Origin of the sequence: Streptomyces sp. NPDC005195 (assembly GCF_040608315.1) — a bacterium.
Classification (GTDB): domain Bacteria; phylum Actinomycetota; class Actinomycetes; order Streptomycetales; family Streptomycetaceae; genus Streptomyces; species Streptomyces kaempferi.
Window position 1 is genome coordinate 93,060 of sequence record NZ_JBEXHZ010000020.1, and the last position, 14,931, is coordinate 107,990.

Sequence of the window (14,931 nt, forward strand, 5' to 3'; positions counted from 1 at the left end):
GTCATCGGCCCACCCGTGGGTCCAGCAGCGGATAGATCAGGTCGGCCAGCGTGTTCATCACGACCACCGCCGCCGCGAAGACGAAGAACAGCCCCTGGACCAGGGGCAGATCGGGCACGCTCAGCGCCTGGTAGAACAGGCCGCCGAGGCCCGGCCAGGAGAAGACGGTCTCGACGAGGATCACGCCCGCGACCGTCCGGCCGAGGTTGATGAAGATCAGCGTGACGGTCGGCAGCAGTGCGTTGGGCACGGCGTGGCGGCGCCGTACGAGATCGTCGCGCAGGCCCTTGGCCCGTGCCGTGGTCAGGTAGTCGCTGCCCATCTCGTCCAGCAGCGCCGAGCGGGTGACCAGCAGTGTCTGCCCGTACTCGACGGCGACCAGCGTCACGACGGGCAGGACCAGGTGGTGGGCGACATCGAGGACGTACGCGAAGCCCTCCTTGCCCCCCGACTCCATGCCGCCGGTCGGGAACAGGCCCGGGACCGGACCCACGCCCACCGAGAAGACGATGATGAGCAGCAGCCCGAGCCAGAAGGACGGGATCGAGTACAGCGTCAGCGCCAGCCCGGTGTTGAGGCGGTCGCTCAGCCCGCCGTTGCGCCAGGCGGAGCGGGTGCCGAGGAAGATGCCGAGCGCCGTGTAAAGGACGAACGCCGTGACGGTCAGGAGCAGGGTGTTCGGCAGCGCTTCGGTGATCTTGTCGATGACGGGAGCACGGAACTGGTACGAAGTGCCCAGGTCACCGGTGAGCGCCTTGCCGCAGTAGTCGGTGAACTGCTCCCAGAGCGGCAGGTCGAGCCCGAACTCCGTCCGGTAGTGGGCCAGTTGCTCGGCGGACACCTGCCGGCCGCCGGTCATGTACTTGACCGGATCGCCGGGGATGAGCCGGAAGAGGAAGAAACTGGTGACGAGGACGGCGAGCAGCGAGACGGCCGCGCCGCCCAACTTGCCCGCCACATAGCGCAGATACGCGGTCGTGGTGCGCGCCCGTGGCCCGCGGACCGACGGTCCGGCGTCGGCCGGACCGTCGGTCGCCTCGACCAGCGAGGGTGTTGCCTCAGCGGTCATGAACTACTCATTCGCTCGTACGTCCATGGAGTGCCCGGGGGGTGTGGGGCGCGCTATTCGCGGTCCTCGGCCGTGGCCCGGCGACGCGTCGCGAAGAACGCCCCGGCGCCCACGAGGACGACCACGCCCGCGACGATGCCGATGATGACGCCCGTCGAGCCCGAACCGTCGGAGGACGCACCGGAGGAGCCCGCCGGAACCGCCGACCACCAGCTCCAGTAGCCGTCCTGGCCGTAGATGTTCCCGGCCGCCCTCGGCATCGTCTCGATCGACTTGATCTGGTCGGTGCGGTAGGCCTCCACCGCGTTCGGGTACGCCATGACGTTCATGTACCCGGTGTCGTACAGCCGCGACTCCATCTGCTTGACGGTCTCCGCCCGCTTGGCGGTGTCGTACTCGGCGAGCTGCCGGCCGTACAGCTCGTCGTACTTCTTGTCGCAGATGAAGTTGTCCGTCGCGCCCGTGTCCTTGGGCGTGGCGGGCAGCGCCGCGCAGGTGTGGATCGACAGCACGAAGTCGGGGTCGGGGTTGACGGACCAGCCGTCGAAGGCCAGGTCGTACTTGCCCGCGAGCCACGGGTCCGTCACGTTGTCCAGGCAGTCGAGGGTGACGCCGATGCCCAGCTTGCCGAACCACTCCTTCAGGTACTGCCCGACCGCCTTGTCGTTCGGGTCGGTGGCGTGGCACAGCAGCCGGTAGTTGATCGGCTTGCCGTTCTTCTCGACGCGCTTGCCGTCGCCGTTCTTCTTGTATCCGGCCTGGTCCAGGAGCTGGGCCGCCTTCGCCGGGTCGTATCCGAGGCTCTGACCCGCCGACGGCTTCCAGTAGTACGTGGAGAACCGCGGCGGGATGTATCCCTCGCCCTCGACGGCGTGGCCCTGGAAGACCTTGTCGACGAGGGTGCTCCGGTCGACCGCCATGAACAGCGCCTGGCGCACCTTCTGGTCGAGCAGGGACCCGGCTCCGTCGCCGAACCGGTCCCCGTTCGCGGCCTGGGCGCCGGGATTGGTGGCGAGGGCGTAGAAACGGCGGCCGGGGGCGTCGTTGACCTTGATGTCCGACTGGCCCTTGAGCGCGGCGGACTGAGCGGGCGTCAGATTGGAGACGAACGACACCTCGCCCTTCCGCAGGGCGGCGACGGCCGCGTCACCGTCCTTGTAGTACTTGAACACCAGCTCGTCGAACTTGGGTGCTCCCCGCCAGAAGGTCTTGTTGGGCTTCAGCCGCACATAGCTGTCGGGCTTGTAGTCCGTCAGGATGAACGGCCCGTTGCCGACGATCGGGAAGCTCTTGTCGTTGTTGAACTTGGAGAAGTCCCCGACCTTCTCCCAGATGTGCCGGGGCACGATCGGGACGTCGAGGGCGGCCATGGTGGCCTGCGGCTTCTTCAGCTCGATGACCAGCTTGGTGGGGCTCGGGGCGGTGACTTTCCTGAAGTTGCCGACGAAGCTGCCGTTCGCGGTGGCCGCGTTCGGGTCGGTCATCATCTTGGTGAAGGTCCACGCCGCGTCCTCGGCGGTGGCCTGCTTGCCGTCCGACCACTTGGAGTTCGAGCGGATCGTGTAGGTCCAGGTGAGCTTGTCGGCGGACGGCGCCCACTTGGTGGCGAGGCCGGGGATCGCGTGGTTGTCCGCCGGGTCGTAGTTGGTCAGGTACTCGTACATGAGCCGGTGGATGCTCGTGCTGACCAGGCGCGACGCCAGGAAGGGGCTGAGCGAGTCGACGCTCTGCGCGACCGCGACGGTGAGGACGTTCTTGCCCTCCGCGGCCCGGGCCTGCTGCGGGGCCGGATCGAGCGGCGTCGCGAGAGCGGCGGTGAGAGTGAGGGCGGCGGCGCCCGCGGCGGCGAGGAGCCTGAGACGCGGGCGTCCTCCGGTGAGCTGATCTTGTCTGTTCATGGGTCGGTGACCTCGCGTCATCGCTCGCACGGGGATGGCTGGTTGAACTAATGGATCAGGGGTGAACGGGGGGCGCCGGCGGGGTTGATGTGTGTGTCTATCAGCGGCGGTCTCCGCGAGTCAACGGCAGGTGGACCCCATGTGGCCTGCGGAAATAACGAGTTGGCGCGGAATATTCGCTCATTGGTTCAGACCGGTGAAGCCCTCCTGGCCAGGGGGTGACGCTTCCTTTCGCCCCTGGACACGCGAAGGCCCGCACCGTGGAAGGACGGTGCGGGCCCTGGCGGGAACCGGCCCCTCGGAAGGGGCCGTTCGGGTGATGGTCTCCGGCTACTGCTGAGGGGACGCGGGGGGCGGCGGGGGCGGCGTGTGGCCCTGGTGGGGCGGATAGGGCTGACCGTCCTCGAAAGGACGGCCCGCGGCGGACTGACCCGGCTGCGGGGGCGGGGGGTACGCCTGTCCCGGCTGCGGCGGAGGGAGGGGCGGGCCGGGCTGCTGGGGGTAGGGGCCGCCCTGCTGGTACGGGTGGGGCCCGCCGGGAACCGGCTGTCCGGACGGCGGCGGGCCGGCCATCGGCGGGCCGGGGACGCCCTGACCGCCCGGTACGGGTACGTCCTGCGGGTACGCGTACTGCGGCTGCCGCGGCATCGGCGGGGCGGCCACCGGCGGCGGGTTGCCGTCGTTCGTCCACAGGCCGTGCGACTGCTGGTGACGCACGATGTCCTCGGCGACCATGGCGGAGAGGTTGAAGTACGCCTCCCGCACCTTGGGCCGCATCATGTCGAGGTCGACCTCGGCGCCCGCGGCCAGGTGCTCGTCGAACGGCACCACCACGACACCGCGGCAGCGCGTCTCGAAGTGGCTGACAATGTCCTCCACCTTGATCATCTTGCCGGTCTCGCGCACCCCGGAGATGACGGTGAGGGAGCGCGAGACGAGATCCGCGTACCCGTGCGCCGACAGCCAGTCCAGCGTCGTACTCGCGCTGCTCGCACCGTCGACCGAGGGCGTGGAGATGATGATGAGCTGGTCGGCGAGGTCGAGCACCCCGCGCATGGCGCTGTAGAGCAGGCCCGTGCCGGAGTCGGTCAGGATGATCGGGTACTGCTTGCCCAGCACGTCTATCGCGCGCCGGTAGTCCTCGTCGTTGAAGGCCGTGGAGACGGCCGGGTCGACGTCGTTGGCGATGATCTCGAGCCCGGACGACGCCTGGGACGTGAACCGCCGGATGTCCATGTACGAGTTGAGGTACGGGATCGCCTGCACGAGGTCGCGGATGGTGGCCCCGGTCTCCCGCCGTACCCGGCGCCCGAGCGTTCCCGCGTCCGGGTTGGCGTCGATGGCGAGGATCTTGTCCTGCCGCTCGGTGGCGAGCGTGGAGCCGAGGGCGGTGGTGGTGGTCGTCTTACCGACACCGCCCTTGAGGCTGATGACCGCGATCCGGTAGCACGACAGCACCGGCGTCCGGATCAGCTCCAGCTTCCGCTGCCGCTCGGCCTCCTCCTTCTTGCCGCCCAGCTTGAACCGGGAGGAACTGCCGCCGGGGCGACCGCTCTTGGCCTTCTGCTTCTTGTTGTTGAGCAGACGGTCGGAGGACAGCTCCACCGCGGCGGTGTACCCGAGAGGCGCGGCGGAGGGGTTGGTGGGCTGCCGCTGGTCGTGCTGGACGGGCTGCGGCCAGGCGGTCCCGCTGCGGGGATCCACGGGGGGCTGCTGGGGAGGCTGCGGCTGGTGCTGCTGCTGCGGCTGCACGTGCTGCGTGGGGTGCGGCGCCTCGGGCGGCAGGCCCGGGTGCGGCTGGTACTGCGCGGGGATGTGCGGCTGGGCGTGCGCGGGCGGCTGGGCGTGGGGAGGGAAGCCGTAGGCCGGCTGCGGGCCCGGGGCCTGCGACGCGGGGGCATCCGGGCCGGGCACCTGGGGTACGGGCGGCTGGGGAGCCGGGGCACCCTGCTGCGGGAATCCGTAACCGGTGGGCGGAGCCGGGGGGTTGGGCACGGCGGGAGCCGGAACTCCGGGTTGCGGGAAGCCGTAGCCGTCCTGCGGCGCGGGCGGGACCGGCGGGCCCTGCTGCGGGAATCCGTAACCGGTGGGCGGGGCCGGGGGGTTGGGTGCGGCAGGGGTCGGGACTCCGGGTTGCGGGAAGCCGTAGCCGTCCTGCGGCGCGGGATGCTGGGGGGCCGGGGCGCCCGGCTGGGGGAAGCCGTACGCCGCCTGCGGCACGGGAGCGGGCACGGGCGGGACGGGGGGTCCCTGCCGCGGGAAGCCGTAGCCGTCCTGCTGCGGGGCCGGGGCTGCCGGGGCGGGCGTCGGGGGTACCGGTCGCGGCACGGGCGGTGCGGCCTGCGGGTCCCAGGCCGGGGGCGCGGGCTGCGCGGTCGGCGGCTGGAACGGCGGTTGCGGCTGGGCCGGCGGCTGGTGCGGCTGGACCTGGGCTTGCTGGGGCTGGAAATCGGGCTGCCGGGGCGGCACGGGCGGCTGCGCCCCGGTGTCGGCGGGCCGCGGCGGTACAGGAGGCTGCACGGGGGCCTGCGCAGCCGAGGGGTGCGGATGCTGCGGGGTCTCGGGCGCGGGCGGTGCCACCGGCCCGGGTGAGGGCCACTGCGCGGCCGGCGCCGGGGCGGCGGGCTGGTAGGCGGGCGGCAGCGGCGGCAGCGCGCCCCGCGCCATCGGCGGGGGAGTCCAGGCGGGCGCCGCTTCGGGCGCGTCCACGGGTACGTCCGCTCCGGCGTCCGGCGCCGCGCTCCCGTGCGGGGTGTCCGACGGGTCGGCACCCGCGACCACGCCGTCCCGCGGTCCGGTGTCCTGGCCTCCGGGGTGCTGCGACGGAACTTCCGGGGAGGCGACGGCATCGGGCCGCCCGGCCTCCGAGCCGTCGTCGTCGCCGTCAGCGCCACCGACATTGCCGCAGTCGTCGCCGACATCGGTGGCGGTGGCGGCGTTCGTGGCGCCCTCCGCGTCCGGGCCGTCCGTGTCGACAGCTCGGTCCGTCACGTCGGCCCCGGAGTCCGCGGACTCCTGCTCCCGCTCATCGACGGGCTCCACGGCATCGGGCTCGGCACCGGTGTCGGCGCCCATGGAGCCGACGCTCCCGGCGCTGTCCGGCCCGCTCACGTCGGTGTCCGCGCTCTCCGGATGCGAGGACGCGTCCTCGCCCACCGCGGACGCGCCGGAAGCCTCGGGCGACCCCGACCCCGAGCCCGGCTCCGCACCCGGCACCGCGCCCTGCGGCACCGGAGCGCTCAACTCGAAGTCACCGCCGGCCGCGTCACCGCCGGCCGGCCCGGCACCGGCCGGCTCCTCCCCGGAGACGGCGGCGGCGTCACCGCCCGCCCCGCCCGCGACCGGACCGCCGGCCTCGGCGGCGTGCTCTCCCGCGGACCGCTCCGCGAACTCACGCTTGAGCGCGGCGGCGGAGATCCGCATGGTCGCGCCGCTCTCGATGTCACCGGCCGCGGCACCCTCCTGGCCGGCCGGTACGACCGGCTGCGACCAGGCGGCGTGCGGCATCGGCGCGGGCGGCACCGGGGGAACCTGGGTCACCGGCGGTCCCGGTGGCAGCGACGGTCCCTGAGGGCCCGGTGGAGCCGGAGCGGCGGGCACCCCGGGAACCGGGGCCTGCGACGCCGGTGCCGAACCGGCCGACGCGTTCTGCGTGTACCAGGCGGGCGGTGCGTAGTCGATGGTGAACTCGCCCGTCGCCTCGACGGCGGACTCCGCGTCGGACTGGTCATCGCCGGGTGCGGCCCAGCCCCCGCGGATCCCGTCCCGATCGCTGTTCACAGTTCCTCCTGGTGTGGTCAAGCACCCTCGATACCGAGCCGGGGCGACCGTTCTCTTCATCTGAATCTCTTGGCCGGACGGCGTCCGACGCCGTCCGACGCGCCCGACCGGCCCCGCGGGACGCGGGCGGTCTGCCGGCGGGTCGGCCGACGGTGTGGTGTCGCGTCCGGTCCCAGCCTAATCACCACAGGCGTCACGACGGCAGGCCCGTCCACCCCTCCGCACAGGCCCACTTCGTCACACCCTGCCCAGAAGCGGCGTACGCACGCGTCATAGGACGAAACAAATCGGGCAATCCTGGTGAACAAGTCGGTAGCGAGAGGGGGTAATCGGCCTGAAACGCCCGACTCCTGTCCGGAAGTGCCGCAGCACGGACTGGGATTGGGCCGGACCCGCACCGGCGTCGCGCCCGCTCAGTCCATCCTTCGCGGCGTACCGAACAGTCCGGTCTCGGCATCCGTGGGCTGCGTCATCACGTACTGCCGGTCGCGGTCGGCGCACCACAGCGTGACACCGTCGGTGAGTGTCGGCAGCGAGTCCACGTCGTCCCGGGGAAGCGCCAGTGCCCGCCCGATCTCCGCGGCCTCGTCCGGCGAGACCCGCTGCACACCCACGAGCCGCGCCTGTCGCAGCAGCCGCGGGGCCACCGGGCTGAGGTACGGCAACAGCGTCAGGATCGACTGCCAGGGGCCGGCCACCACCCGCCCGCGCGGCGGGCGCATTCCGCAGTCGCGCACCACCAGCACCGGGTTGCCCGCGGAGGCGCCCTGCGGCGGAACCCGCCCCACGTCGTGCACACTCATGCCGTTCTGCCCGCCGCCCATGGCGTGCACCATCTGCATCCAGGCCTGCGCCCGCCCCGTCTCGACGGCGACGCGCGCCCCGGTGGCCGCCGCGCGCAGTGCGAGCACCTGCGCGGTCCACAGCCCGCCGATCAGGACGACGTCGTACGGCGTCGGACGGTTGAGCCCGAGCACGGCGGGCTGCCCCCCGGCGTCCACGCCGATGACGACCCCGTCGTCCCCGATGGGCAGCGCCAGCGAGTCCACCTGATCCACGGACAGCACATGCCGCCCGTGCCGGGGGCCGATCAGACCGAAGCCGCTGCGCAGCAGGCCACGCGGACGCTGCGCGGCCGGGGTCCCCTGCACGTCGGGAGAACCCGACGGACCGGCCCCGGGAATCCCCGACGTCCCGAAGGACCCCGACGCGGTGGTTCCGGATGAGGTCATGGACATCAGCGAACACCCCCGAGCGGCAGCGTGGCGAGCACACCCGGAAGCTGCTCGCGGTCGAGCCGGGTCAGTCCCGTGCCGGCCCGTCGCGCGGCGTCCTCCAGCGCGCGGCGCGCGGCGACCAGTTCGTCGTCGCCGCGCCCGGTCACCCGCAGGTGTCCGCACAGCGACACGTTCTGACGCTCCCCGCGTCGCAGGGTGAGACTGAAGGTGGTCGCCAGCGCGGGCACGGCCGTGAGCAGCGCGACGAGTTGGGGCAGCGACGGGCCGCCGGAACCGCCCAACTGGGGCCAGCGCCGCACCCAGTACGTCGTGTGTCTGCGGTTGTCGCAGCGCCAACTGCGGCTGGACTCCTCGGTCCGGCGTGCCGGCAGGTCCGTTCGTCCGGCCTCCGCCGTCACCAGGGGGTTCGCGCACGCCGAGGTGGCCACCGCCGCGGTCAGCTCCTCCTCGTTCAGCAGCGTCGTACGGAAGCCCGCCCCCGTGAGCCGGCTCGCGAGGTGGTCCGCGGCGCGTACGACGCACTTCTGCGCGCCGACGAGTCCGCCTCCGCGCGCGGCCACCGCCTCCGGGCACAGCTCCGGATCGAGCTTCAGCGCGATCCAGGTGATGCGCACGGCGGGTGCCCCGGTCTGCTCCTGCAACGGCGCGTAGTTGCTGACGGCCACGGACTGCTGGGGCAGGTGCAGGGCGGGCGCGGGCTGCGTGTGCAGCACGATCTGCGCCGACTCCAGGTGGATGCCGTCCACTTCCAGCGCGTCCCGCACCAGTCCCAGGGGCAGCGGCCGGCGGCTCCGCTCGGCGCGCAGCGCGGTCGCGTCGGACTCCACCTGGAGGACGGCCGTCAGGAACGTGCCGTCCCCGATGACACCGACCGGGCGCCGGTCGCGGGCGTTGTAGGCGGAGGTGCGCAGGCTGGGGTCGCACTCCACGGCCGGGGCGAGGCCGGGCTCCGTACCGGGCCGGATCGGCGTACCGGCCGCGCGGCGCCGACGGACACGCAACGCCCTTGCCGTCGCGAGCCATTCGGGAAGCGAGCGGCCTCGGCGCCGCACGAGGGCGAGCAGGACCAGCACGACCGCGAGCACGGCCGCGGGGACCAGGGCGAAGGGGGAGACGACCCATCCGACGAGCAGCGCGGCGGCGGCGATCTCCAGCAGGACGACTCGTTGCAAGCGGAACGATCCTGACTGCCCGGCGCGCACCTTGAGGTGCAACGCACCGGTACGCGGCCCGGGTTGCCCGGACCGGTCGGGTGTCCCGGGCGGCTGCGGCCGGGACGCGGAGGAGTCCCGCTCCCGCGACCGGTCACGCGACCGGAACCGCGCTCCGGAAGCCATCACTTCATCCCCCCGTTTTCCTCACAACTCACTGGAACAACGCCACCACACAGGGCCCTTGAGGCGCCGATACCCTACCCGCACCACCAAGCCGCCCCCTTACCAGGCATAGTAGGGGGCCGGTCCGACAGCGGAGGGCGGGGGACGGGACCCCCGGGCGCGGGCAGGGCGAGACACGGGGAGACACAGGCACACATGGCATCTCGGCGGGACCAGCTCAACGCCTACACCTTCGCGAAGCGCCGCATGCTCGCGTCCTTCGTCCAGTCGTCCCCGGACGGCTCGGAGGAGGGGGCGCCGCGCCCGTTGCGGGCCGTGCTGCCGGGCACCGTCGTCGGGGTCGTCATCCTGGCAGCCTTCGGGGCGTGGGGGATGTTCAAACCGACGGCCCCGCAGGGCTGGGACACCGTCGGCGAGAAGGTGATCATCGCCAGCGACTCCACCACCCGCTACGTGGTACTCAGGACGGACGGCAAGGTGCAGCTGCACCCGGTCCTCAACATGGCGTCCGCGAAGCTCCTCCTCAAGACGGGCAAGGGCGAGGTCGTCACCGTCGACGAGTCGATCCTCGACAAGGGCACCATCCCGCGCGGCGTCACGATCGGCATCCCCTACGCGCCCGACCGCCTGCCCGCGGCCTCGGAGGCGGGCTCCACGAAGCGCTGGGCCGTCTGCGAACGCCCGAGCGCGGGCGGCGGGTCCATCCAGAAGGCCGCCTTCGTCCTCGCCTCCCGCGACACGGACAGGACCGAGGGCGGCGGGCAGAAGCTGCACGGCGGAGATCTGCTGTACGTCGTAGGACCGGACAAGACCCGCTACATCGTGGACGCGCACGGCAAGTCGTACGAGGTGGACAAGGACAACGAGTTCCTGCTGCGCACCCTCGTGGGCTCCGGCCGCGCACCCCAGCGGGTCACCCAGGAGTGGCTGGAGACCCTGCACCGCGGCGACCGCATCACCTTCCCGGAGGTCCAGGGGAAGGTCGGAGACGACGCCGGTGTCGGCGGCGGTCTGCCCGCGGCGGCGGACAAGGTCGGCATGCTGCTCAAGGCTCCGAACGGCGACCGGGACCAGTACTACGTCGTCGAACCGGGCAAGGTGGTGCCCGTCTCGGACTTCACCGAGAAGCTGCTGCTCAGCAGCCCCACCCTCGGAAGGCTCTCCCAGACCGACGCGCTCGACGTCAGGATCTCCGACTTCACCCCGGAATCGGGGGCGTTCTACGCGGACCACGACTGGCCGGCCGACTCACCTGCGACCGTCAACGAGGCGGGCACCGGCAAGGGCGGCCGCAACACCGTCTGCAACGTCCTGCGGAGCGTCGACAAGGACCACGGCACGACCACGCTCAGCACCTGGGCGGGCGCCGACTTCCCGGCCCTCCTTCCGACCGGCTCCACCAGCGCGTACGTCACCCCCGGCTCCGGTCAGCTCTACCGCCAGTTCCAGGGCGAGGAGACCAGGGCGGGCGGCGTCTTCCTGGTGACCGACACCGGCCTGCGCTACGCGATGCAGTCCAACGACGACAGCGCCACGGACGACGCGGGCATCGGCACCACGGCCAAGGACCGCAAGCAGCTGGAGCAGGAGGCCGAGCTGGCCCAGATCAGCCTGGGTTACTCCGGTGTGGATCCGGCGCCGATCCCCGTCGCGTGGTCCTCGTTCCTGTCGACCGGCCCCCGTCTGTCGACGTCGGCGGCCCGCCAGCCGCAGGGCTCCTAGGGACGGGGGGGTCGGTCCATGCCGTACGCGCCCACCGCGACATTCCCGCGTGCCGCGGCCCTCGCCGCCGCGACGCTGATCACCTGCACCGCCGTGGCCGCCCTCGGGCCCGCCGCGACCGCGGACTCCTCGACCGACCAGTGCGCCTTCCCGAACAAGATGTACGCGAGCCGCCCCTGGTCCCTGCAACGCGTCCTCCTGGACGAACTGTGGAGCCAGTCCAAGGGCAAGGGGGTACGCGTGGCCGTCATCGACACGGGCGTGGACGTGCAGAACCCCCAGCTCACCCACGCGGTGGACACGGCCGCCGGACACAACTTCCTGCCCGGGAACCTGAAGGACGACAACGGGGATCCGATCCCCCGCGGCAAGGGGAACGGCACGACGGACACCGTCGGCCACGGCACACGGGTCGCGGGCATCATCGCGGCCCGGCCCGCCCCGAAGACCGGATTCGTGGGCCTGGCACCCGAGGCGACGATCATCCCGCTCGAACAGAACGACGCCGAGGGCCACGGCACGACGGAGGGACTCGCGGCCGCCATCCGTCGCGCGGTCAAGGTCGGGGCCGGCGTCATCAACATCTCCCAGGACACCTCCAACGCCGAGGCGCCCGACCTGCGGCTGAAGCGGGCGGTCGACGAGGCGCTGCGCCAGAACGTCGTGGTCGTCGCCTCCGCGGGCAACGACGGCCTCGGGGGCAACGTCAAGAAGACCTACCCGGCGTCCTACGCGGGCGTCCTGGCCGTCGCCGCCTCGGACCGCAACAACGAACGCGCCCCCTTCTCCCAGTCCGGCGACTTCGTCGGCGTCGCGGCACCGGGTGTGGACATGATCTCCACCGTCCCCAAGGGCGGCCACTGCTCCGACAACGGCACCAGTTTCTCGGCCCCGTACGTGGCCGGGGTCGCGGCCCTGATCAAGGCCAAGCACCCGGACTGGACCCCGCGCGAGATCGTGGCGCAGATCGAACAGACCGCGGAACGCTCCGTGCCCGGCCGCGACCGTCTGGTCGGCTGGGGCGTCGTCGACCCGGTCCGCGCCCTGACCGAGGACGATCACCCCTTGCAGTCCCCCGATCCCCGGGAGGGTCTTTCCAAGGCGGAGGCCCCCGCCCCGGCCGCCCTGCAACTGGGCGAGACCCCGGACGAACGCAACGCCCGCCTGGCGACGTACGTGGCGGTGGGCGCGGTGGTGCTGGTCGCGGGGCTGGCCGGGGGCGCGGTGGCGATACGGGACGCGCGCAGGCGCGGGCACCGGATCCCGGGGACTGAGTAGAAGTACTCATGACCCGGCGCCCGTTGCACAACTAGCCTCGCGTTGCGGGAGTGATCATCGAGGTGCGCCGGGCATGGTGAAGGAGGAGTGAAGCCTCGCACAGTAGTAGCAGAGCTGCTGCATAAGGCAGTTGGGGCTGTCACATGAATTGACTAGAGTGGTTGCGTTGCAGACAGGAACGCTCGGGGGCGCGTTATTCCCGGGCAGGCGACGACAACGGGGAGGGAATGCATCGTGCTTCCTGCGGACATGGGTGGCAGTGGGAGCGCCGACCTGAGGCGTGGCATGGAGGCGCTGACGACCTTCAAGAAGCGTGTGGACGGCGTGCTTTCGAGCTTCGAGGGCTCACCGGGCAGCGCGACGAAGGTCGGGGCCCACACGATCTCGCAGGCGTCGTTCTGCGGTAAGGGTGACTTCGGGGAGGCCAAGGGCCTGCACACGCAGTACGAGCGTGTCCACGAACGTCTCACCACGCTCTCCAAGTCCCTCGGGTCGCAGATCGAGGCGCTCCGGATCGCCGTGCACGGCGCGGACGTCGGCTTCGACAACCTGGAGGAGGATCTCCGGCACCGCTTCTGGGAGATCCAGACGCAGGTCCGCCACGAGCAGGAGCAGGCGCAGCGCGAGAAGGCCGCGGCCGAGGCCGCGAAGCACGGCAAGCCCGAGGAGAAGCGCTCCGACGACACCAAGTCCGAGGCCGGGTACTGATGGGTGACGAGAAGAACAAGCCGGACCACAAGGTCGACCTGGAGCACGTGAACCAGCAGGTCGGCGTCATCGACGCGACCACCGCCGTGTCCGAGATGCTGAACCACACCTTCCTCGGTGGCGGTGTCCGGTTCTTCGGCAAGACCGACTTCGAGGGCCACGAACTCAACGCCATGGTCGACATGGTGGAGTCCGCGAACCCGGAGCACCTGGAGACCGCGGGCAAGGCCCTGTGGGACGCCCGCGACGCCATCAACGACGCGGCCGAGGAACTGAGCGGCCACATCGGCCGGGTCGACTGGGACGGCGAGGCGGGCAGCGCGTTCCGTACGTGGGGCGGCAACCTCGTCACCCACGCGCGTGACCTCGCCACCTTCGCGGAGGTCGCGGGCACGCAGATCACCGCGGCGGCGACGGGACTGGCGTCCGTACGCAAGTCGATGCCGCCGCGCGACGCCCGGCTGTCCCCCAAGACGGTCGCCGAGATCCCGGCACCCAAGCGGATCGAGGGCAATCACGAGTACGCGGCGGCGGTGAAGGCCGAGGGCCACCGCCAAGAGGCGATCAACCAGATGAACCGGCTGTCGTCGTTCTACGCGGTGTCGGAGGAGACGCTGGCGGCCCAACAGCCGCCGACGTTCGAGCCGATGCCGAGGGTGGGGGTGCCGAAGCCGAGCCCGCGGGCGGGCGACGACATCGAGCCGTACACGGGAGCGGGCAGGGAGCATGTCTCCCGGTCGGTCACGAACGAGCCGGGGACGGCGAAGCATCACTCGGCGGACAGCGTGGTGGGCCATCCGGCCGTTCACGAGACGCCCGCCACCGCCTCTCAGGCGGACGACTCCGTCACACCTCCGGACGACCGGAAGAACGTCGGTACGGAGATCGACACCGTCGGGACGCTGCCCCAGGAGACCGTGAAACCCGTGCTCGGCACGCCGTCGTCGCCCGCGGGGGCGGGTGGCAGCCCGGCAGCGGCCTTCCCTCCCTTCGCGGGTGGTCCTGTGCCCCCTCCTTCCGCAAGACCCGCGGCTCGTGCCACGGGACTCGGCGGAGCCCCCCTGAGTAGGACGCCGACCTCGGCGCAGGGGCGCGGGAGTGCTTCCGGCGGCGCCTCCGGAGGACGCACGGCGCGCGGTCCGGTGGGACCTGTGGAACGTGCGGCCGCGACCGGGCAGGCGGGCGCTCGTGGGAACACGCCGACCGCCAAGTCGCCGCTGGGGCGCAGCGTCACGGGCGGGATGCCGAGGTCCGGTGGCACACCGGGACGTGCAGGTGGTCCCGGGCCCGCGGGCGCGGCACGGACCGGCGGAGTCGTCGGCGGGAGGCCCACCACGGGCGGTACACCGGGCAAGACGGGTTCCCGAGTGCCGCGCGGCACGGTCATCGGCGGCGAGGGCACGACCGGAGCCCGTACGACGGGCGAAAGGCCCGGCCAGCGCGGAGTGATCGGGGCACCGAGCTCGTCGACGGGTACCGGCGCACGGCAGGCGCCCCGCCGATCCACCGGCAACCCGGACGGAGTGGTCGGTGCGCCCAAGGGCCGTGTCCCGGGCACCAGGAACAACGGATTCACGTCCGGTGGCACCGGCCTGGCACGCGGCGCCGCGGAAAGGCCTGGTTCCGACCGGGGAGGCCGCAAGAACGGCGCGCGCCGTGACGGATCGACCGAGGACGAGAAGCGTCCGTCCACCGAAGAGCGGCGCGATCTGCCGCCGGCGACAGAGTGACCGACCGGATACGAGCGAGGGCGTACAAAGCCATGTTGTCAGGGATCAGCCGACGCGGTGCGTGGACAGGGCCCTTCGCCGGGCGAAACGGCAGAAGGGCGTCCACCGTGGGCTCGACGCTCGGTGCTTTGGCCGTCCTGTCGGCCGGACTGGCGCCGGGCGCGACGGCCG

At 72.0% G+C, this 14,931-nt stretch carries 9 protein-coding genes; 4 read left to right on the forward strand and 5 right to left on the reverse strand.

Features of this window, described 5'->3' with window-relative positions:
- Position 1: 1 nt before the first annotated feature.
- The 5 genes from ABZV34_RS21535 to eccE all read right to left on the reverse strand — a co-directional run bounded on the left by ABZV34_RS21535 (position 2) and on the right by eccE (position 9,322).
- Entirely contained in the window at positions 2 to 1,069 is a 1,068-nt protein-coding gene (locus ABZV34_RS21535) for an ABC transporter permease (RefSeq protein ID WP_211118083.1), read from the reverse strand.
- A 53-nt stretch (positions 1,070 to 1,122) separates the two neighbouring features.
- Positions 1,123 to 2,967, reverse strand: coding sequence for an ABC transporter substrate-binding protein (locus ABZV34_RS21540; protein WP_356278842.1), 1,845 nt, complete (start codon positions 2,965 to 2,967; stop codon positions 1,123 to 1,125).
- Positions 2,968 to 3,297: 330 nt separating this feature from the next.
- The gene (locus tag ABZV34_RS21545; protein WP_356278845.1) at positions 3,298 to 6,747 is read right to left on the reverse strand and encodes an SCO5717 family growth-regulating ATPase; all 3,450 of its coding nucleotides are present in this window, start codon (positions 6,745 to 6,747) and stop codon (positions 3,298 to 3,300) included.
- Between the two features lie 413 nt (positions 6,748 to 7,160).
- Positions 7,161 to 7,979 (reverse strand): hypothetical protein, encoded by an 819-nt coding sequence (locus ABZV34_RS21550; RefSeq protein ID WP_356278848.1) that lies wholly within the window; start codon positions 7,977 to 7,979, stop codon positions 7,161 to 7,163.
- Between the two features lie 5 nt (positions 7,980 to 7,984).
- Positions 7,985 to 9,322 carry a type VII secretion protein EccE gene (gene eccE / locus ABZV34_RS21555; protein WP_356278851.1) on the reverse strand — a complete coding sequence of 446 codons (1,338 nt, stop codon included), beginning with the start codon at positions 9,320 to 9,322 and terminating at the stop codon, positions 7,985 to 7,987.
- A 195-nt stretch (positions 9,323 to 9,517) separates the two neighbouring features.
- Between eccE and eccB the strand changes: the two genes are divergently transcribed.
- The 4 genes from eccB (at position 9,518) to ABZV34_RS21575 (ending at position 14,760) form a co-directional block, all read left to right on the forward strand.
- Positions 9,518 to 11,044 (forward strand): type VII secretion protein EccB, encoded by a 1,527-nt coding sequence (gene eccB, locus ABZV34_RS21560; RefSeq protein WP_356278854.1) that lies wholly within the window; start codon positions 9,518 to 9,520, stop codon positions 11,042 to 11,044.
- A gap of 18 nt (positions 11,045 to 11,062) precedes the next feature.
- On the forward strand, positions 11,063 to 12,322 hold the full coding sequence (gene mycP, locus ABZV34_RS21565; protein ID WP_356278857.1) for a type VII secretion-associated serine protease mycosin: 1,260 nt from the start codon (positions 11,063 to 11,065) through the stop codon (positions 12,320 to 12,322).
- A gap of 234 nt (positions 12,323 to 12,556) precedes the next feature.
- The gene (locus tag ABZV34_RS21570; protein ID WP_356278860.1) at positions 12,557 to 13,030 is read left to right on the forward strand and encodes a hypothetical protein; all 474 of its coding nucleotides are present in this window, start codon (positions 12,557 to 12,559) and stop codon (positions 13,028 to 13,030) included.
- Entirely contained in the window at positions 13,030 to 14,760 is a 1,731-nt protein-coding gene (locus tag ABZV34_RS21575) for a WXG100 family type VII secretion target (protein ID WP_356278863.1), read from the forward strand. Before ABZV34_RS21570 ends, ABZV34_RS21575 begins: the two co-directional genes overlap by 1 nt.
- The last annotated feature ends 171 nt before the right edge of the window (positions 14,761 to 14,931 follow it).

Excerpts from the sequence above, each read along its gene's own strand:
- ABZV34_RS21535 (WP_211118083.1), bottom strand. The coding sequence starts at position 1,069 with ATGACCGCTGAGGCAACACCCTCGCTGGTCGAGGCGACCGACGGTCCG.
- ABZV34_RS21540 (WP_356278842.1), bottom strand. The coding sequence starts at position 2,967 with ATGAACAGACAAGATCAGCTCACCGGAGGACGCCCGCGTCTCAGGCTC.
- ABZV34_RS21550 (WP_356278848.1), bottom strand. The coding sequence starts at position 7,979 with ATGACCTCATCCGGAACCACCGCGTCGGGGTCCTTCGGGACGTCGGGG.
- eccE (WP_356278851.1), bottom strand. The coding sequence starts at position 9,322 with ATGGCTTCCGGAGCGCGGTTCCGGTCGCGTGACCGGTCGCGGGAGCGG.
- eccB (WP_356278854.1), top strand. The coding sequence starts at position 9,518 with ATGGCATCTCGGCGGGACCAGCTCAACGCCTACACCTTCGCGAAGCGC.
- mycP (WP_356278857.1), top strand. The coding sequence starts at position 11,063 with ATGCCGTACGCGCCCACCGCGACATTCCCGCGTGCCGCGGCCCTCGCC.
- ABZV34_RS21575 (WP_356278863.1), top strand. The coding sequence starts at position 13,030 with ATGGGTGACGAGAAGAACAAGCCGGACCACAAGGTCGACCTGGAGCAC.